Origin of the sequence: Microbacterium sp. NPDC089698 (genome assembly GCF_044749045.1) — a bacterium.
In the GTDB taxonomy this organism is placed as follows: Bacteria; Actinomycetota; Actinomycetes; order Actinomycetales; family Microbacteriaceae; genus Microbacterium.
In genome coordinates this window covers 1,223,500-1,240,968 of the sequence record NZ_JBIVHE010000001.1, presented here as the reverse complement: position 1 = coordinate 1,240,968, position 17,469 = coordinate 1,223,500, and the positions used below count along the sequence as shown (strand labels likewise).

Below are 17,469 nucleotides of genomic sequence, written 5' to 3'. Positions count from 1 at the left end.
CAGCGCGATGACCGCGGGGTGCGCTCAGGCCCGCCAGGGATCCACGATTGCGGCGAACACGCGTAGGTGAGCCGCGGGATCGGCCGGCTCGGCGACCTCGACGATCTGCTGTCCGTAGGTGATCGCGCGGAGGAGTGCGAGCACGTCGTCGAGCGGGGTCTCCGGCCGCAGCTCGCCCGCGGCGACCGCCTCCTCCAGCGCCTCGGAGGTCTCCGTGCGCCACAGCGGGATGGTCGGCGCCGACGCGTCCGCCGTCGGGGTGATCGAGGCGAGCCTGCCCCAGAAGCCCACCACGACGTGCGCCTCGGTGCGGGTCGTCGCGTCCACCGGAAGCACCTCGCGCATGATCGCCTCGAGGCGGGCGAGTCCGCGCAGCCCCTCGGTCGCGGCGCGGATCCGGTCCTCGGTGCGGCGCGTGACCTCGGCCGCCGCGGCGCGGATCACGTCGTCGAAACCGTCGAAGTAGTGCCAGAGGGATCCGACGGCGACGCCCAGCTCGCGCGCCACGGCGCGGGAGCTGATGCCGTCGTGGCCGTCGCGCGCGGCGACGGCGAGGAGCGCCGCGGCGATGTCGCGCCGACGCGCGTCGTGATCGACGACTCTGGGCATGCCTCCATCCTGGCGCAGACCCGGCCCGCGCGCCGCGGATCCGATGCCTCCCGGGGGTATTGTTTTTGAGCGAGCGATCAAGAACACTGTTCGCATGCTTCATGCGGCGGCGTTGCTGCTGATGATCGGATCCGCGATCACAGCCGCTGTCTGCTGCCTGGTGGCCGGGGGAGTGGTGCCGCGTGCGGTGCCCTGGCAGGCGCGGCAGAGCGCGGTCGTGATGGCGCTCGGGATGGTCGCGCTGTGCGCCGGCGACGGCGACGCCCGGATCCTGCTGCTGGTCGCGGTCGCCGGGATCGCCTCGGCGATGCTCGGGGTCGTCGGCACGCGCGGCCGCGCGCACGCGGACGCCTGCTTCCACCGCGCGCTCGGCTGCGTGGTCATGGCGGTGTGCGCCCTTGCGATGCTCGGAGCTCGTTCCGGCGCGCCCGCGCCGGTGACCTCCGGATTCGGGCACTCGGGGCACGGCGCACTCGTGCCGATGTCGGTCGCGGCGGCGTCCGGCGTCGTGGTGCTGCTGGGCCTCATGCTCGTCGCGCGCGTGCGGCATCGCGTCGAGGCCGCCCCCGCGGGCGGCGCCGGTGCGGCCGTGCTCCGACGCGGGGCTCTCCGCGCGCGGATCCTTCTCGAGGCGGAGGGGGTCTCGATGGCGATCTCGCTGATCGTCATGGCCGCCATGGTGCTGATCCCCTGAGGGCGCCGGGGGCGCGCCGGGCGAGCTTTTCCCTATCGTTCGGATCCCGTACATTTTGGTGCATGACCTTCTCCGGCACGGCCGCGATCGACCTCGGCAAGTCGCTGTGCCGCGTCCGTCTCGTGATCGACGGCGCACCCGTGCGCCGCGAGGGCGGGGGAGCGCCCGGGCTCGCGGCCCGGGAGGGCGTGGCCCTCGCCCTGGACTCGATCGTGCCGCTGCTCGCCGATGCCCGTCCGGAGCGGATCGGAGTCGGCGCGGCCGGCGCGATGTACGCCACCGCCGAGGCTGCGGCGCTCGCCCGCGCGCTCGCCGACGCGACCCGCTCGCCCGCCGCGGTCACCTCCGACGTGGTCACCGCGCATGCGGGCGCCCTCCGCGGCGAGGCCGGAGTCCTCCTCATCGCGGGCACCGGCGCCGTGGCGCTCGGCGTCGGGGCGGACGAGCACCGCAGCGTGGACGGCTGGGGGCCGGATCTCGGCGACCTCGGCAGCGGATCCTGGATCGGCCGGGAGGGCGTGCGCGCGGTGCTCCGCGCCAGGGACGGCCTCGGTCCCGCGACCGTGCTGACCGACGTGCTCGCGCTCCTCATCGGCGACGACGAATCCCCGATCACCTGGGTCGGCGGCGCGGCCGCGCCCGCCCGCCTGCTCGCGACCTTCGCCCCCGCCGTCCTCGACGGCGCCGACCAGGGCGACGGGGCCGCCGTCGCGATCCGCGACGAGGCGGCCCGCCTGCTCGCGGAGACCGCGCTCGCCGCATCCGGAGGCTCCTCCGTGGTCGCGCTGCACGGCGGGCTCACCGCGCACGACGGGTTCCGCGCCGCGGTCTCGTCCGCGCTCGAGACCAGGGGACTGGAAGCGGTCCCCGCCCGCGGCGATGCGCTGGACGGCGCCGCCATGATCGCCGAGGGCCGCGCCCCTCTCCACGAAAGGTTCGTGCACCGTGCCGAATGAGACTGCGCCGAATGAGACCGCGCCGAATGAGACTGCGCCGAATGAGACCGTGCCGAACGAGACTCCCGCGGACGACGCCCGCCTGGCGGCGCTGATCGGCGAGCTCTCGCACCTCTCGACCGAGCAGGCGGACACCTCGCGGGGCGATCTCGACCTGCTGCCGACGCTCGATCTGGTGCGGGCGATGAACGCCGAGGACCGTCGCGTCCCCGAGGCGATCGCGGCGCAGGCCGAGCGGATCGCCGAGGCCGTGGACGGCATCACCGAGCGGTTCCGCCGCGGCGGGCGGCTCATCTACATCGGCGCGGGGACCGCGGGACGGGTCGGAGTGCTGGACGCCTCCGAGTGCCCGCCGACGTTCGGCACGGATCCCGGCATGGTCGTCGGACTCATCGCCGGCGGCGAGGTCGCGATCCGCGACGCCGTGGAGAACGCGGAGGACGACGATCGCGCGGCCGCCGAGTCCCTGCGCGGCCTCGGGCTGGGCGCGAACGACACCGTGGTCGGGATCTCCGCCTCGGGGCGCACGCCCTATGTGCTGGGCGGGCTCGCGTACGCGCGGGAGGTCGGCGCGCTCACCGTCGCGATCGCCGCCAATGCGGGGTCCGCGATCGGCGCCGCCGCCGAGGTGCCGATCGAGGTCGTCGTGGGTCCCGAGTTCGTGACCGGATCCACCCGGCTCAAGGCGGGCACAGCCCAGAAGCTCGTCGTGAACATGCTCTCCACGCTCTCGATGATCCGCCTCGGCAAGACCTACCGCGGCGTCATGGTCGACCTGCAGGCCACGAACGAGAAGCTGCGGGCCCGTTCGGTGCGCACCCTCATCCAGCTCAGCGGTGCGGCGCAGGACGACGCGGTGCGCGCGCTCGCCGAGGCCGGCGGATCCGTCAAGCTCGCCTTGCTGATGCTCTTCTCCGGCGCCTCCGCCGAGGTCGCGGCCCCGGCTCTCGCGGCGTCCGGCGGCGTCCTCCGCGACGCGATCGCCGCCCTGGGCTGACGCCCGCCGGCCCGTCGGCTAGCGGGCTGCGGGGCGCACGGCGAACCAGGCGACCAGGGCGGCGACCAGGGCTGCGGCGGCCATCGTGACGCCCATCGTCACCGCGTTCGCACCACCGATGCCGACGGCGATCGGAGACAGCAGCGGGCCCACCAGGAACGTCGACATGCCCAGCAGCGCCGACGCCGTGCCGGCGCGGGCGCCGTGGTGGGCGAGCGCGAGCGTCGACGAGTTCGGCCCGCCCAGCCCGGCGCACAGCATGAATCCGACGAGCGCGCCGGCGACGCCCCACACACCCGCCCCGAGGAGCACGAGCGCTGCGAGCACGGCGGTCGCGATCGCCGTCGCCGTGATCCCCAGCAGGTAGACGCGCAGCGGGCCGACGCGGCGCACCACCAGCCGGCTCGCCTGGCTGCCGGCGATGTTGGCGAGCGCGCCGAGCGCGAAGGCGAGGCTGAACCCCTGCGGATCCAGCCCGAACTCGTCCTGCAGCACGAAGGACGTGAGCGACAGGTAGGTGAAGAACGCCACGCCGCCGCCGGCTCCCGCGCAGAGCACCGCGACGAAGAGGCGATCCCGCAGGACGGCGCCCGCGTGCGCGCCCAGCGCGCGGATGCCGCCCGCGTGCCGGTCCGCGGGCTCCAGCGTCTCGGGCAGCGCGAAGATCACGACCAGCACCAGCGCGACGCCGATGCCGGCGAGCACGCCGAAGATGCCGCGCCAGTCCATGATCCGTGCGAGCTGGCCGCCCACGACGGGCGCGACGACGGGGGCGGCGCCGGAGACGAGGAACAGCAGCGACAGCATGCGGCTGAGGTCCGCGCCCGCGAACTGATCCCGCGCGACGGCGAGGCAGATCACGATGCCGGCGGATCCGGCCAGGCCCTGCAGGAAACGGGCGATCAGCAGCACCTCGATCCCCGGGGCGAGCGCGCACACGAGCGACAGCACGGCGAACGCGGAGACGCCGACGATCAGCGGCCGGCGCCGGCCGAAGCGGTCGCTCAGCGGCCCTGCGGCGAGCTGGCCGAGTCCGAGGCCCACCATGCACGCCGACATCGTGGTCTGTGCGAGCGCGTCGCTCGTGCCGAGCGCCGTCGCGAGCTGCGGCAGCTGCGGCAGGTAGAGGTCCATCGAGAGCGGGCCGAACGCCTCCAGCAGCCCGAGCACGAGCATCGCGCGCAGCGTGCCCATGCGCGGGCGGGCGATCACGCCGCTCATCCGCCGAGACGCAGCACGCGGCGTAGCCAGCTCTCCCGTGCCGCGTTCGCGGCCACGGAGACCACGGCGTCGGGGGAGAACCCGTGGAAGCCGTGATAGCCGCCGCCCCAGACATGCAGCTCTGCCTGGCCGCCTGTCGCCCAGATGCGGGAGGCGAACTCGACGGCCTCGTCGCGGAACGTCTCGGCCGCCCCCACCTCGATGTACGCCGGGGGGAGTCCGGAGAGATCGGTCGCCCTGGCCGGAGCGGTGTAGGGCGAGACCCGGTCGGTGAACCGGTCGGCGCCCGCGATCGCGGTCCACGCGGTGTCGTTGTTGTTGCGGTCCCAGGCGCCGATGCCGTCGTACTGGCGGGCCGACACGGTCTCGTTGCGGTCGTCGAGCATGGGGCAGCCGAGCAGCTGTCCGGCCAGGCGCGGGCCGTTCCGGTCGCGCGCCAGCAGCGCCACCGCCGCGGAGAGCCCGCCACCGGCGCTCTGCCCCGATGCGAGGATCCGCTCCGGGTCGATGCCGAGCTCGTCGGCGTGCGCGGCCATCCACAGGAGCGCCGCATAGCAGTCCTCCGCCTGCGCGGGACCGGGGTGCTCCGGTGCGAGGCGGTACTCCATGGCGACCCCCACGACGCCGTGCCGCTCGGCGAGGTCGATGAGCTCCGGCGTGCCGAAGAAGCGCGTGCCGAGCACCATGCCGCCGCCGTGGATCGAGAGCACGGCGGGAGCGGGATCCGCGGTCAGGACGGCGGGGCGCACGATCGTGACCTCGACGTCCGGGGCGCCGGCGGGGCCGGGGATCGTGCGGTCCTCCCAGGTCACGGCCCTGCCCTCCGCCTGCACCGCCATGGGCGGGATGATCGTCGCGAAGTGGGCGCGGTTCTGCAGGATCGTGTCGGCGCGCAGCGGGATGATCTCGACCAGGTCGAGGAACGCCGCGAGGCCGTCGACGAGCTCCGGGTCGTAGGGGACGGGGACGACGACGGATCCGGTCGCGGGGACACCGGTCATCAGGCGCCCCAGATGCGGCGCAGCCAGCTCGCCCGCGCGGCGAGCGCCGCCCGCGAGATCTCGGCTTCGGGCATGTACATGTCGAAGCCGTGCGCTCCGCCGCCCCAGACGTGCAGCTCGGCCTGACCGCCGGTGGCCCAGATCCGCAGCGCGTACTGGGTGTCCTCGTCGCGGAACATCTCCGCCTCCCCGACCTCGATGAACGCCGGGGCGAGGCCGGAGACGTCGGCGGCGTGCGCGGGCGCGGCGTAGCCGGAGGCCTCGGCGCTGTACGCGAGCTCGTCGCCGAGCAGGCACGACCAGGCGAGCAGGTTCGCCTCGCGCTGCCAGGTGCCGATCCCGTCGTACTGCAGGCTCGACACGGTCGTGTTGGTGTTGTCGAGCATGGGGCAGAGCAGCAGCTGGCCCGCGAGGTCGGGTCCGCGCCGGTCCCGGGCGAGGAGGGCCACGCCGGCGGCGAGGCAGCCGCCCGCGCTGCCTCCGCCGACGATGATCCGGTCGGGATCCACGCCGAGATCCGCGGCGTGCGCGTGTAGCCAGAGCAGTGCCGCGTAGCAGTCCTCGAGCCCCGCGGGGGAGGGATGCTCCGGTGCGAGCCGGTACTCGACGTTGACGGCGACCACGCCGTGCTCCGCCACGATGTCGACCACGCGTCCGGTCTCCCAGCTGCGATGGCCGACGATCTGCCCGCCGCCGTGGATGTTCAGGTATGCGGCACGGCGCTGACCCGTGGTCCCGTCGGCGGACGCGCGCGGCCGGAAGATCGTGACCTCGATGTCCGGCGCGCCGGCGGGGCCGGGGATGATCCGGTCCTCCCACTCGATCGCCCTTCCGGCGATCACGGTGTCGTTGTCGGGGAACATCGTGTCGGTGCCCTCGCGGGGGAGCGTCTCCCGGGTGAGGGCGGGCTGCGGGTTCTGTGCGATCGCGTCGAGGACGAGCTGCACCTCGGGATCGAAGGGGACGGGGGCGACGGTCGGGCGGCCGGCGGCGGTGACGGTCATGCGATGAATTCCTTCTCTTCGGGGGACGGGTCAGGGGCCTTCGGGATCGACCGCGTCGCGATCGGCCCAGAACGGCTCGACGAGCCGGCGGAGCTCCGCGGCGCCGATCCGGTCGACGAGCGCCGCCGCGTCGAGGTTCGCGCGCAGCTGGGCGATGCTCGACGCGCCGAACAGCGTCGTGGTCAGGGCGGGGTGGGTGAGCGTGAACGCGATCCCGAGCTGTGCCGGGGCGACCCGGAGCGACTCGGCGAGAGCCGTGAACGCCGGCACGTCGTCGATGATGCGCTGCCGGATGTCGCCCGGATCCCGGCCGATCTGCCGGTCGCCGTTCACTTTTCCGGCGAGCACGCCGCCCTCCAGGCAATCCGAGGCCTGCAGCGTCAGGCCCTGCTCCCACAGGCGCGCGAAAGGTGCGCCGTCGGGGATGGACCGGCGCGAGACGCTGTACTTCAGCTGCGCGATCTGCGGGCCGGGGACGCCCTCGGCCGCGGCGAGGTCGATGAGCGTCTGGATCGAGGTCGCCGACCAGTTGTTCACGCCCCAGGCGCGGATGAGCCCGCGGTCCGCGAGGTCGGCGAGATCGAGCACGAGGTCGCGCAGCTCCAGGTCGTCCCGGCGCAGATCTCCGAGGATCACGAGATCCGCGTGCTCGACGCCGACCCGGAACAGCGCGTTCCCCAGCTGCGGGCGGAAGCCGTCGGCGCCGAACGCCTCGAGCCACAGCTTCGAGGACAGCAGCCACTCGTCGCGCCGCAGTCCCGCGGCGCGCACCATGGCGCTGAAGATGACGTCGGTGAAGGCCGGGGGCATGCCGGGACCGGTGTAGACGCCGACGTCGAAGAGGTTCACGCCCCGGTCCACGGCCTCGCGGAGCATGGCCGTGGCGTCGCCGAAGTCCATGCGGTCGTAGGTGTGCCAGGACCCGAGCGAGAACAGCGACGCGGGGATGCCGCTCGTGCCGATCTCGCGCTGGGGAAGTGCGGTGGTCGTGCTGGTCCTCGTCATGGCGGTCCTCACAGTCGGGGGTCGATGACGGCCTTGACCTCATCGAGCTGGTGCATGTTCGCGATCTTCGCCGAGGCCTGGGCGAGCCCGACCGGGGCGCTGAACAGGTCGTCCCACGGGAAGCGGCCGGCGAAGGCCTGGAAGAAGTCGATCGAGCGGGCGTAGTCGGCGATGTCGCCGTTGAGCGAGCCGACCATGGTCAGCTCCTTGCCCATGAGGGCGCTCACCGGGAAGGCGTCGCCGACCGGTCCGGTGGATCCGACGATCACGACGGTGCCGCGCTGCGCGGCCATCCCGACGGCGTCCGGCCCGACGCTCGGGGCGCCGGCGAAGTCGAACACGTGGTCCGCGCCGCGACCGTCCGTGAGCTCCATGATCTGCGCGACGACGGGACCTTCGCGGAAGTCCACCACGGCGTCGGCGCCGAAGCGCGCCGCGAGCTCGAGCCGGGCCGCGGGGGCGCCGACCGTGATCACGCGCCCTGCGCCCGAGATCTTCGCCACGGCGGTCGCGAAGATGCCGAGCGCGCCCGCGCCCTGCACGACGACCGTGGAGCCGGGCCGGATCCGCCCGCCGCGCTCGAACGCCCGCAGCACGGTCTTCGCGGCGCAGCCGGCCATCGAGGCCCAGGTGTCCTTGACCGCGTCAGGCAGCAGCAGCTTGGCCGCGCCGGGGGTGACGTAGGCGTACTCGGACAGACCTGCGGTCGCGTAGGGCGGCACGTCGGAGCGCTGCAGGAAGCCGTAGCCGCGGCGGGAGCAGTGCACGGGCTCGCGCAGCACGACGCAGCCGTAGCATTCGCCGCACGTCGACTCGGACCAGCCGATCCGGTCGCCGACCGCGAGCGGGCGGCCGAGCGCGTCCACGGTGCCCTCGCCGAGGGCGACGATCTCGCCGACCATCTCGTGGCCGAGCACCATCGGCAGCATGCCGGGGAAGGTCATCCGTCCTTCCCAGATCTCGATGTCGGTGCCGCACAGCGTCGAGCACGCGATCCGCACGAGGGCGGCGCCGGGGGCGACCTCTGCGGGGAGGGGCAGGTCCTGCAGGGTGAGCGGTGCGCCGTGCTCGGTCAGCACGGCCGCGCGGGTGGCGGTGGGGAGGGTCATGCGGATCCTTTCCGGATCGGATGGGTGATCGGTCCCTGAGCGTGTCGATGGGTCAGACGAGCAGCTGGCCGCCGTCGACGGGCACGGAGACGCCGGTGATGTGGCTCGCGGCGTCGCTCGCGAGGAACACGACGAGAGGGGCGACCTGCTCGACCTCGGCGATCGTGCCGAGCGGGATCCGGGCCTCCCATGCGGCGCGCGCCTGCGGGTCGGTGGCGAAGCCCGCCGTGAGCGGGGTGAGGATCGGGCCGGGGGCGACCGCGTTCACGCGGATGCGGCGACCCGCGAGCTCGATCGCCGCGGTGCGGGTCATCGCGTCGACGGCGGCCTTGGTCATCTCGTAGTGACCCATGCCGGGCGTGGGCTGGCGTCCGCCGATCGAGGACGTGTTCACGATCGCGCCTCCGTCGGGCAGGCGGGGTGCGAACTCGCGGAGCATGAGGAACGTGCCGCGGATGTTCACGGCCACGGCCGTGTCGAAGACCTCGAGCGGCACCTGCTGCTGGGTGCCGCCGCCGAGCACGACGCCGGCGTTGTTCACCAGCACGTCGATGCGGCCGAGTGCGGAGCCGGCGGCCGAGACGGAGTCGGGATCGGAGATGTCGAGTGCGATGGCCGTGGCTCCGAGTTCGGCCGCCACGGCGGTTGCGGCCTCGGCGTTGACGTCGCCGATGATCACCTCGTCCCCGGCGGTGCGGAAGGCGGCGGCGATGCCGCGGCCGAGCCCGGAGGCTCCTCCGGTGACGAGAATGCGGCGGGGGGAGATGGTCATCTCACGTCCTCTCTGACGGGGCATCTCCGTTATATTCTACAAGCATAGAAAAAAGCAACCCGATTCGATCTCACCCCAAGGAGCACCCATGTCAGCGCCGACGAACCCTCGCAGATCCCTCGGCCCGATCGCCGTCCCGCCGCTCGCCCTGGGGTCGTGGAACACCTGGGACCGGATGGATCCCGACGACGCCGTGACGATGATCCGCCGTGCCGTCGAGCTCGATGCCGGGTTCTTCGACGTCGCGTACTACAACATGGGTCCGCACGCGGAGAACTCCCGGACCGACATCCTGTTCGGTGAGGCGCTGCGGGCGAGCGGGGTCGCGCGGGACGAGATCGTGCTGTGCGGCAAGCTCTGGCTGTGGGACTGGCCGAACCAGTCCTTCCGCGCGCAGCTGACGGAGAGCCTCGAGCGTGCCGGCCTGGAGCGCTTCGACACCCTCGTGGTGGGCGACTACCTGGCCGAGCCCGACGTCGTCCGCCTCGTCGCCGACGTGAACGAGCTCATCGCCGAAGGCCTCGTCGACGGGTGGGGGATCAACAACTGGCGGATCGGCCACACGAGGGCTGCGCAGGATGCCGCGGCGGCGGGCGGTCTCGTCGGGCCGTCCTTCGCGCAGCTCAAGTACGGCATCGCGCGTCGGGCGATGGCCGAGGGGAGGTCGTACGGGCCGCTCTTCGCCGACGGCACGCTCACCCTGCAGGCGTCCGACGTGTTCGAGGGCGGCATCCTCGCGACCGGCCTCGCGCCGCAGCGGAAGATCGGCGCCGATGTCGGCGGCATCCGCGAGCGGATCCTCGCGCTCTATCCCGAGGTCGCCCGCATCGCCGAAGGCTTCGGCGTGACGCCGGCCGCGCTCGGGATCGCCTTCTGCCTCACGCATCCCGCCGCGGCGAACGTGCTGTTCGGGGCGTCGCGGATCGAGCAGTTGGAACAGAACCACGCGGCGCTCGCGCTGGTCGCGGAGCACGGCGCGGAGGTGCGCGAGGCTCTTGCCGGGCTGCAGGCCGACGCCGCCGTCAACGACGACGGGTCGTGGTGAGCTGTGGCGCGCCCTCAGACGGCGGGTCGGAATCGTTTGGGTGGTGGGTCGATGTCGCCCCAGGCGTAGCGGAGCGGGAGTCGCGGGTGCAGCACGGATTGTTGTCCGTCGGGATGGTGGAGGACGAAGTCGTGTTTCCGGTCGCGGGTGATGTGCCAGCCTGCGTGGTGGAGTTGCATGTGGTGGAACCGGCAGAGCAGGATGCCACGGTCGATGTTCGTGTGTCCGTGGTCTCGGGTCCAATGGTCGATGTGGTGGGCTTCGCAGTAGGACGCGGGTCGGTCGCACCCCGTCCACCGGCATCCGCCGTCCCGGATCGCGAGGGCGATGCGCTGCGTCGGCGTGAAGAGCCGTGATTCGCGGCCCACATCGAGGGGGTTCCCGCAGGCGTCGACCGTGACGGGGATGGTTCCGGTTTCGCAGATGTGCCGTTCCGCGATCGTGGCGGGGAGGGCGGTGAGTCCGTCTTCGGTGACCGCGACCGGTGCCAGCGAACCGTCCACCGCGACCTGCTGCACGAGCCGGATGCCGGCCTGCCGGGTGCCGAACACGGCGGTCGGGTCGGCGAGCGCCCCGGCACGAACGAGATCGAGGAGCAGGTCGTAGGACAGCTGGTCGTTGGTGCGCGGATCCGCCGACAACTCCGCCGCGGACGCCTTCTCCTCGGGGCCGACGAACCGGGGCCCGCCCCGACGGGGCCGCAACGCGGCGTTGAAGATCGTGTCCAGGAACGCGCCGCCTTCGTCATCGAACGCGATCGATGCCCGACGCTGTCCGTCCTGGTCGAACCAGGTCCGGAACGCCCGCTTCTCAAACCGGGCCAGGAACCTCGCCTCCGCCCCGTCGGGGTCGAGGAGATCCCGGATCGTGCGTGCGGCGGCGGCGAGTTCTTCCACGGTCCGCCGCCCTGCTTCGTCGATGAGTTGTGCGGCGGCGTGCGCCCACGCATCGCCGGCGTCGTCGGGTGGGTCGCCCAGTCCGCGGCGGATCGCGTCGAACTGCGCCGACGTCACCACCCCGGACCGCAACCCGTCCCTCAACACCTCCCGCCACTCCGTGGTCGCGGGCTCACCCTGCGTGCCCGCCTCCGGCGCACTCGCGCTCGCACCGTCTGAGTCTCCCTCGTCTTCGAGGAGTGCTTCCCCGACCCGCACTTGCCGCGCCGCTTCGCCCTTCGTCATCCCGCCGAGTTCCTGCACCAGGGAGGTCGCGGACCGGTGTCCGCGCGCCTGCGCCAACCCGGAATGCCCTGCGTCCCGGGTGGAGCGGCGGGCGATCACCCCGGCGCAGAGCACCTGCACCTGCTCCACCAGCCGGCCGACCTCACCCGCCTCACGGAGCACCGCCACCGCCCCGGCATCGTCCAGCCCCTCGATCACCACTTGCACGTCGGACGCGCCCGCACCCGAACCGATCCGCCCGGCCAGGGTCGGGATCAGCGCCGCGATCGCATCCAACGTCCTCATACCCCCATCCTCCTCGCCACCACCGACATTCGAACCCCAGATCAACCCAGAATTCCCAAACCGGGGACAACCCCACGCAACACCAGACTGTGGAGGACGAACGACGGCCGCGAAGCAGCAGCTGTGCGCGACGAGACAGGCCCTGCGCGCTCCATGGCAAGTCCGGAGGGTCCTGTGGCCGGCCTCGTCGAGAAACAGGGCTTGCGCTCTTTTTCCACGCATGTAGACTAAACGCACGACACATCGAAGTGACGTCGGTGAGGCTCCCTCGAGAGCGCGGCCGAAGGCTCTTCGAACCTTCTTCCCCAAACCCGCACCGAGAGAAGGAACCATGAAACGAGTGCCCCTCGCGATCGCCGCGGCTGTGGCCGCGGTCCTCGCCCTCACCAGCTGCTCCGGCGGCGCAGGCGCCACGCAGGCGAGCGACGGCGCCGCCGCGAACGCGCCGGACGACCTCAACATCGGCAACTTCCTGGACGTCACGTCCTGGGATCCGTCCCTGGCCGACATCGGCTTCGACGGGCCGTACCTCTCCGCCGTCTACGACACCCTGGTCGCCCTCGACAAGGACGGCAAGCCGGTCCCGTCGTTCGCCACCAAGTGGACCGTGTCCGGCGATGACAAGACCATCGACTTCGACCTCCGCACCGACGGGAAGTTCTCGGACGGGTCGAAGGTCGACGCGGACGCCGTCGTGAAGAGCCTCGAGTACCTCAAGGCGGGTGCGCGCTCGGGTGAGGCGTACACGAACGTCTCCGCGATCACCGCGAAGGACGACCACACGGTCGAGGTCACGCTGACCCAGCGCGACGACACGATCCTGTACCTGATGGGCCTCGGCCGCAGCTACATCATGTCGCCCAAGGCGATCGCGGCCGGCACGCTCGGCAAGGATCCGATCGGATCCGGCCCGTACGTGCTGGACAGCACCAAGAGCGTCGCGGGCAGCGAGTACCACTTCACCAAGGTGAAGGACCACTGGGACGCCAAGACCTACGCCTTCTCGAACCTCGCGATCTTCCCGATCCAGGACGCCACGGCACGGCACAACGCGATGCTCAGCGGCCAGATCAACCTCGAGTACGGCGACGTCGCCAACCAGTCCCAGGCCGACCAGCAGGGCTGGAACACCGCCGATCGGGTGTCCGGCTGGGCCGGCCTCGTGATCACCGACCACACCGGGGCGAAGAGCAAGCCGCTCGGCAGCGTCGAGGTGCGCCAGGCGCTGAACTACGCCTTCGACGGCGCCGCGGTCCTCAAGGCCGTCGGCAACGGCGCAGGCGTCGCGACCAACCAGGTCTTCCCCGACGGCGGCGACGTCAACGACCCGTCGCTCAACAAGACCTACGCGTACGACGTCGCCAAGGCGAAGGACCTGCTGGCCAAGGCCGGCTACGCCGACGGCTTCAGCATCTCGATGCCGATGTCGCCCGTGTTCGAGATGTGGAAGCCCTCCGCCGAGCAGGCGCTGACGGCGATCGGCGTCAAGGTCACCTGGGACAACATGCAGATGCCCGACTACCAGACGAACGCGCCGAACTACCCGATGTTCATCTCGTTCCTCGCGATGGACGGCAACGACGTCGCGACCGTGCAGCGCCAGGTCACGAGCAAGCAGTGGTTCAACCCGAACCCCGACTACGCGAGCAACACGGTCCTCGCGCCGCTCGTGAAGAAGGTCCAGGAGTCCAAGGGCGCCGACCAGACCGCCGCGATCAAGGAGCTCAACAAGGCCCTCGTCGATCAGGCCTGGTGGTCCGTCTGGTACCAGGCGAAGAACACCTTCTACAGCGTCCAGGGCATCAAGGTGCAGCCGATCGTCGGCATGATGTTCCCGACCCTGCGCTACATCACCAAGGGCTGACGCCCCTCCGGACCGGTCGTCGAGCGACCGCCACGCGCTCGACGACCGGTCCTCCACCGCCCGCCCTCCCGAGAGGCTCCCATGCTCCTGTTCACCGCGAAGCGGCTGCTGTCCGGCATCGTGCTGCTCGTGGTCGTCTCGATCGCGACGTTCTTCCTCGCCCACCTCGCGATCAAGGATCCGACCGCCGCCCTCCTCGGCACCACGGCGAGCCCCGCCCAGCAGGCGGCGCTCGCGACGAAGATCGGCATCGACCGTCCGCTGCTGGTCCAGTTCTGGGACTGGTTCTCGCACCTCCTCACGGGGGACTTCGGCACCTCGTGGCGGAACTTCCAGCCCGTGGGCGCCCAGCTCGCGATCAAGGTCCCGGTCACCCTCTCCGTCGTCACCTTCGCGACGCTCATCACCGCCGTGCTCGGCATCGCCTTCGGCATGATCACGGGCCTGCGGCCGGGCACGTGGTTCGACCGGATCCTCAAGGGCCTCTCGGTCGTCCTCTTCGCCCTCCCCGGCTTCTGGGTCAGCCTCGTGCTCGTGATGTGGTTCGCGGTGCAGCTGAAGTGGTTCCCCGCGGTCGGCTACGTGCAGCCGTCGCAGTCCTTCGACGGGTGGATCCGCTCGCTCACGCTTCCCGCGATCTCGCTCGCGCTCGGCGGCGTGGTCGCGGTGTCGGAGCAGCTGCGCAACGCCGTGATCGCGCAGAGCCGGCAGGACTGGGTGCGCACGCTCCGCAGCCGCGGGCTGTCCGCGACCCGGGTCAACCTGCACATCCTGCGCAACGCCTCGCCCGCGGCGCTCACCGTGATCGCCCTCATGTTCGTCGGACTGCTCAGCGGCGCGATCGTGGTGGAGCAGATCTTCAGCCTCCCCGGCATCGGGCAGCTGACCAACCAGTCCTCGCAGAACGGCGACATCCCGATGCTCCTCGGCATCACGGTGGTGTCGATCGTCTTCGTCGTGATCATCAACCTCCTGCTCGACCTCGTGCTCGGCTGGATCAACCCGAAGGTGCGCGTCGCATGACCACCACCGACATCCGCGTCGCGTTCGATCGCGCCAGGCAGCGCCGCCGCTCCGGCCTGTTCCGCCGGTTCCTCCGACACCCGGGCGGCTTCATCCCGCTCGCGATCTTCGTCCTCATCGTGCTCGTGGGCGTGTTCGCGCCGCTGCTCGCGCCGATGGATCCGAACTTCGTCGACCTGGCCGCCGCCAAGGCGCCGCCCTCCGCCGCGCACCTGCTCGGCGCCGACTCGACCGGCCGCGACATCCTCAGCCGTCTCATCTACGGCACCCGCATCACGATCTGGGGCGCGCTCATCACGATCGTCACCGCCGTCGTGATCGGCGTCCCCACGGGCGTCGCCGCGGGCTACTTCCGCGGTGCGTTCGACCGGGTCGCGATGTGGGTGAGCGATGCGCTGCAGTCGATCCCCGGCATGATCATCCTGCTGGTCGTCGCCGCCGGCAGCCGCAACAACTTCGAGCTGCTCATGGTCACGGTCGGCGTCTTCATGGTCCCCGGCTACTTCCGCATCGCCCGGTCGCAGACGCTCACCGTGCGCGAGGAGCCGTACATCGACGCGGCGCGGGTCTCGGGCCTCTCCGACGCGCGGATCATCTCCCGGCACGTGGTCAAGGCCGTCTACCCGCCCGTCATCATCCAGACCGCGCTCACGGCGGGCATGGCGATGGGCATGCAGGCGGGCCTGCAGTTCCTCGGGATCGGCGACTCGAACGTGCCCAGCTGGGGCGCGATGATGCTCGAGGGCTTCCGCCTCATGCTCACGTACCCGCTCATGCTGCTCTGGCCCTCGGTCGCGCTCGGCCTCACGATCGCCGTCCTCGCGATCATGGGCTCGACGCTCGCCGAGCTCGCCCAGGTGCGCACTCCGCGGCTGCGCCGCCGGCGCGGTGCCTCAGCGGCCGCGGCCGACGAGACGGCGCCCGCGACCGGAACCGTCCGGCACACCGCGGAGGGCTCGGCGCTGCGTGTGGAGAATCTGCGGGTCAGTCACGCCACCCCGAACGGCGTCGTCGAGGTCGTGCACGGCGTGACGCTCGACGTCGCCCCCGGCGAGGTCGTCGGCATCGTGGGCGAGTCCGGATCCGGCAAGTCGCAGACCGTGTTCTCGGTGCTCGATCTGCTGCCCGCCAGCGGCGCGAGCACCGCAGACGCGATCCGCATCGCCGGACAGGACGTCACGACCGCGACGCCGAAGCAGCGCCAGGCGCTGCTCGGGCGCGAGCTGGGCTATGTGCCGCAGGAGCCGATGAGCAACCTCGACCCGTCGTACACGATCGGCCACCAGCTCGTGGAGCCGCTGCGCCGCGTGCACGGGATGAGCGCCGCCGATGCGAAGGCCCGCGCACGCGAGGTGCTCCTGCGCGTGGGACTCGCGGATCCGGACCGGGTCCTGCGCAGCTATCCGCACCAGGTCTCCGGCGGCATGGCGCAGCGCGTGCTCATCGCCGGCGCGATCTCCGGCCGTCCCTCGATCCTCGTGGCGGACGAGCCCACGACCGCGCTCGACGTGACGGTGCAAGCCGAGGTGCTCGAACTGCTGCGCGAGCTGCAGCAGGAGTACGGCATGGCGCTGCTCATCGTCACGCACAACTTCGGCGTCGTCGCCGACATCTGCGATCGCGTGATCGTGATGCGCGGCGGGGAGATCGTCGAGCAGGGCGACGTGGATCCGCTGTTCGCGCACCCGCAGCAGCCCTATACCCGCGAGCTCATCGCCGCATCGCTCGACGATGCCGCGGGGCGGGCGGAGCTCGACGCCGATGCCGCGAGCACGACGAGCACGACGGACACGACGGAGGTGCGCGCATGACCGCGCTGCTCGAGGTGCAGGATCTGGTCGTCGAGTACGGCCACGGCCGCAAGGCGTTCCGCGCCCTGCACGGCGTCTCGATCGACGTCGCGCCGGGGGAGTGCATGGGCCTGGTGGGTGAGTCCGGATCCGGCAAGTCCACGCTCGGCAAGGCCATCCTCGGCCTCGCGCCCGTGACCGGCGGCAGCATCCGCTTCGACGGGAAGGACATCACCGCGCTCGGCCGGGCCGGACGCCGTGCGCTGGCCGACGACGTGCAGGTCGTGTTCCAGGATCCGTACGGATCCCTGAACCCCGCGATGACGATCGGCGAGATCCTGTCCGAGCCGCTCCTGACGAGCGGACTGGGCGGCGCCGAGGCCCAGGAGCGCGTGCGGGAGATGCTCGACCGGGTGCGTCTTCCGGAGACCGCGATGGACCGCTACCCGAGCGAGTTCTCCGGCGGGCAGCGCCAGCGCGTCGCGATCGCGAGGGCGCTCGTGCGGCGGCCGCGCCTGATCGTGTGCGACGAGCCCGTCAGCGCGCTCGACCTCACCACGCAGGCGACGATCCTCGACCTCTTCATCGAGCTGCAGCGCGACACGGGCGTGTCCTACCTGTTCGTCTCGCACGACCTGGGCGTCGTCCGCCGGGTGTGCCACCGGGTCGCCGTGATGTACCGCGGCGAGATCGTCGAGACCGGAGCGGGCGAGCAGATCACGCGGTCGCCGCGGCACCCCTACGCCGAGCGCCTGCGCCTGGCCTCTCCGGTCGCCGACCCCGTGAAGCAGAGGACGCGCCGTGCCGAATGGCTGGCGCTGCGCGAGGCCGCGGATGCCCCGGTACGGTAGCAGGCAGCGATTCCGCACGGCCGCGCCCCGGTGCGCGCCGTCGCCGGACGCCACGTCGGAAG

Annotated in this window: 16 protein-coding genes; 8 read left to right on the top strand and 8 right to left on the bottom strand. The window is 71.9% G+C overall.

Annotation, left to right across the window (positions count from 1 at the left end):
• Positions 1–24: 24 nt before the first annotated feature.
• Positions 25–609, bottom strand: a complete 585-nt coding sequence (locus ACIPY5_RS05815) for a TetR/AcrR family transcriptional regulator (RefSeq protein WP_309340778.1) — start codon at positions 607–609, stop codon at positions 25–27.
• A 94-nt stretch (positions 610–703) separates the two neighbouring features.
• Between ACIPY5_RS05815 and ACIPY5_RS05810 the strand changes: the two genes are divergently transcribed.
• The 3 genes from ACIPY5_RS05810 to murQ all read left to right on the top strand — a co-directional run bounded on the left by ACIPY5_RS05810 (position 704) and on the right by murQ (position 3,256).
• Entirely contained in the window at positions 704–1,303 is a 600-nt protein-coding gene (locus ACIPY5_RS05810) for a hypothetical protein (RefSeq protein ID WP_400967764.1), read from the top strand.
• 62 nt (positions 1,304–1,365) lie between these two features.
• On the top strand, positions 1,366–2,259 hold the full coding sequence (locus ACIPY5_RS05805) for an N-acetylglucosamine kinase (protein WP_400967761.1): 894 nt from the start codon (positions 1,366–1,368) through the stop codon (positions 2,257–2,259).
• A 49-nt stretch (positions 2,260–2,308) separates the two neighbouring features.
• Positions 2,309–3,256, top strand: coding sequence for an N-acetylmuramic acid 6-phosphate etherase (gene murQ, locus ACIPY5_RS05800; RefSeq protein ID WP_400967758.1), 948 nt, complete (start codon positions 2,309–2,311; stop codon positions 3,254–3,256).
• Positions 3,257–3,274: 18 nt separating this feature from the next.
• Here the strand turns inward: murQ and ACIPY5_RS05795 are convergent, their stop codons facing one another.
• The 6 genes from ACIPY5_RS05795 to ACIPY5_RS05770 are packed head-to-tail and all read right to left on the bottom strand — an operon-like array spanning position 3,275 to position 9,368.
• Entirely contained in the window at positions 3,275–4,477 is a 1,203-nt protein-coding gene (locus tag ACIPY5_RS05795) for a multidrug effflux MFS transporter (RefSeq protein ID WP_400967755.1), read from the bottom strand.
• Positions 4,474–5,478: an alpha/beta hydrolase gene (locus tag ACIPY5_RS05790; protein ID WP_400967752.1), complete on the bottom strand. Its 1,005-nt coding sequence runs from the start codon at positions 5,476–5,478 to the stop codon at positions 4,474–4,476. The genes ACIPY5_RS05795 and ACIPY5_RS05790 overlap by 4 nt, the downstream gene beginning before the upstream one ends.
• On the bottom strand, positions 5,478–6,482 hold the full coding sequence (locus tag ACIPY5_RS05785) for an alpha/beta hydrolase (protein WP_400967749.1): 1,005 nt from the start codon (positions 6,480–6,482) through the stop codon (positions 5,478–5,480). Before ACIPY5_RS05785 ends, ACIPY5_RS05790 begins: the two co-directional genes overlap by 1 nt.
• A 30-nt stretch (positions 6,483–6,512) precedes the next feature.
• Positions 6,513–7,487, bottom strand: coding sequence for an aldo/keto reductase (locus tag ACIPY5_RS05780; RefSeq protein ID WP_400967746.1), 975 nt, complete (start codon positions 7,485–7,487; stop codon positions 6,513–6,515).
• A gap of 8 nt (positions 7,488–7,495) precedes the next feature.
• A complete protein-coding gene (locus tag ACIPY5_RS05775; RefSeq protein WP_400967743.1) occupies positions 7,496–8,596 on the bottom strand; it encodes a zinc-binding dehydrogenase in 1,101 nt (366 codons plus the stop codon).
• Between the two features lie 52 nt (positions 8,597–8,648).
• A complete protein-coding gene (locus ACIPY5_RS05770; protein WP_400967740.1) occupies positions 8,649–9,368 on the bottom strand; it encodes an SDR family NAD(P)-dependent oxidoreductase in 720 nt (239 codons plus the stop codon).
• Positions 9,369–9,456: 88 nt separating this feature from the next.
• On the opposite strand from ACIPY5_RS05770, the gene ACIPY5_RS05765 reads away from it, so the two are divergent.
• Complete coding sequence (locus ACIPY5_RS05765; protein WP_400967737.1) at positions 9,457–10,413, top strand: aldo/keto reductase; 957 nt, start codon at positions 9,457–9,459, stop codon at positions 10,411–10,413.
• A gap of 14 nt (positions 10,414–10,427) precedes the next feature.
• On the opposite strand, the gene ACIPY5_RS05760 is transcribed toward ACIPY5_RS05765, so the two are convergent.
• A complete protein-coding gene (locus tag ACIPY5_RS05760; RefSeq protein WP_400967734.1) occupies positions 10,428–11,879 on the bottom strand; it encodes a DUF222 domain-containing protein in 1,452 nt (483 codons plus the stop codon).
• Positions 11,880–12,210: 331 nt separating this feature from the next.
• Here ACIPY5_RS05760 and ACIPY5_RS05755 point away from each other — a divergent pair, with 331 nt between their 5' ends.
• The 4 genes from ACIPY5_RS05755 (at position 12,211) to ACIPY5_RS05740 (ending at position 17,407) form a co-directional block, all read left to right on the top strand.
• Positions 12,211–13,743, top strand: a complete 1,533-nt coding sequence (locus ACIPY5_RS05755) for an ABC transporter substrate-binding protein (RefSeq protein ID WP_309338583.1) — start codon at positions 12,211–12,213, stop codon at positions 13,741–13,743.
• A gap of 81 nt (positions 13,744–13,824) precedes the next feature.
• Entirely contained in the window at positions 13,825–14,766 is a 942-nt protein-coding gene (locus tag ACIPY5_RS05750) for an ABC transporter permease (RefSeq protein ID WP_400967730.1), read from the top strand.
• Positions 14,763–16,577: a dipeptide/oligopeptide/nickel ABC transporter permease/ATP-binding protein gene (locus ACIPY5_RS05745; protein ID WP_400967727.1), complete on the top strand. Its 1,815-nt coding sequence runs from the start codon at positions 14,763–14,765 to the stop codon at positions 16,575–16,577. The genes ACIPY5_RS05750 and ACIPY5_RS05745 overlap by 4 nt, the downstream gene beginning before the upstream one ends.
• Positions 16,574–17,407 (top strand): ATP-binding cassette domain-containing protein, encoded by an 834-nt coding sequence (locus ACIPY5_RS05740; protein ID WP_400967724.1) that lies wholly within the window; start codon positions 16,574–16,576, stop codon positions 17,405–17,407. The genes ACIPY5_RS05745 and ACIPY5_RS05740 overlap by 4 nt, the downstream gene beginning before the upstream one ends.
• The last annotated feature ends 62 nt before the right edge of the window (positions 17,408–17,469 follow it).

Excerpts from the sequence above, each read along its gene's own strand:
- ACIPY5_RS05745 (WP_400967727.1), top strand. The coding sequence starts at position 14,763 with ATGACCACCACCGACATCCGCGTCGCGTTCGATCGCGCCAGGCAGCGC.
- ACIPY5_RS05790 (WP_400967752.1), bottom strand. The coding sequence starts at position 5,478 with ATGACCGGTGTCCCCGCGACCGGATCCGTCGTCGTCCCCGTCCCCTAC.
- ACIPY5_RS05770 (WP_400967740.1), bottom strand. The coding sequence starts at position 9,368 with ATGACCATCTCCCCCCGCCGCATTCTCGTCACCGGAGGAGCCTCCGGG.
- ACIPY5_RS05780 (WP_400967746.1), bottom strand. The coding sequence starts at position 7,487 with ATGACGAGGACCAGCACGACCACCGCACTTCCCCAGCGCGAGATCGGC.
- ACIPY5_RS05760 (WP_400967734.1), bottom strand. The coding sequence starts at position 11,879 with ATGAGGACGTTGGATGCGATCGCGGCGCTGATCCCGACCCTGGCCGGG.
- ACIPY5_RS05755 (WP_309338583.1), top strand. The coding sequence starts at position 12,211 with ATGAAACGAGTGCCCCTCGCGATCGCCGCGGCTGTGGCCGCGGTCCTC.
- ACIPY5_RS05810 (WP_400967764.1), top strand. The coding sequence starts at position 704 with ATGCTTCATGCGGCGGCGTTGCTGCTGATGATCGGATCCGCGATCACA.
- ACIPY5_RS05815 (WP_309340778.1), bottom strand. The coding sequence starts at position 609 with ATGCCCAGAGTCGTCGATCACGACGCGCGTCGGCGCGACATCGCCGCG.
- ACIPY5_RS05795 (WP_400967755.1), bottom strand. The coding sequence starts at position 4,477 with ATGAGCGGCGTGATCGCCCGCCCGCGCATGGGCACGCTGCGCGCGATG.
- ACIPY5_RS05785 (WP_400967749.1), bottom strand. The coding sequence starts at position 6,482 with ATGACCGTCACCGCCGCCGGCCGCCCGACCGTCGCCCCCGTCCCCTTC.
- ACIPY5_RS05750 (WP_400967730.1), top strand. The coding sequence starts at position 13,825 with ATGCTCCTGTTCACCGCGAAGCGGCTGCTGTCCGGCATCGTGCTGCTC.
- ACIPY5_RS05740 (WP_400967724.1), top strand. The coding sequence starts at position 16,574 with ATGACCGCGCTGCTCGAGGTGCAGGATCTGGTCGTCGAGTACGGCCAC.
- ACIPY5_RS05775 (WP_400967743.1), bottom strand. The coding sequence starts at position 8,596 with ATGACCCTCCCCACCGCCACCCGCGCGGCCGTGCTGACCGAGCACGGC.
- ACIPY5_RS05765 (WP_400967737.1), top strand. The coding sequence starts at position 9,457 with ATGTCAGCGCCGACGAACCCTCGCAGATCCCTCGGCCCGATCGCCGTC.
- ACIPY5_RS05805 (WP_400967761.1), top strand. The coding sequence starts at position 1,366 with ATGACCTTCTCCGGCACGGCCGCGATCGACCTCGGCAAGTCGCTGTGC.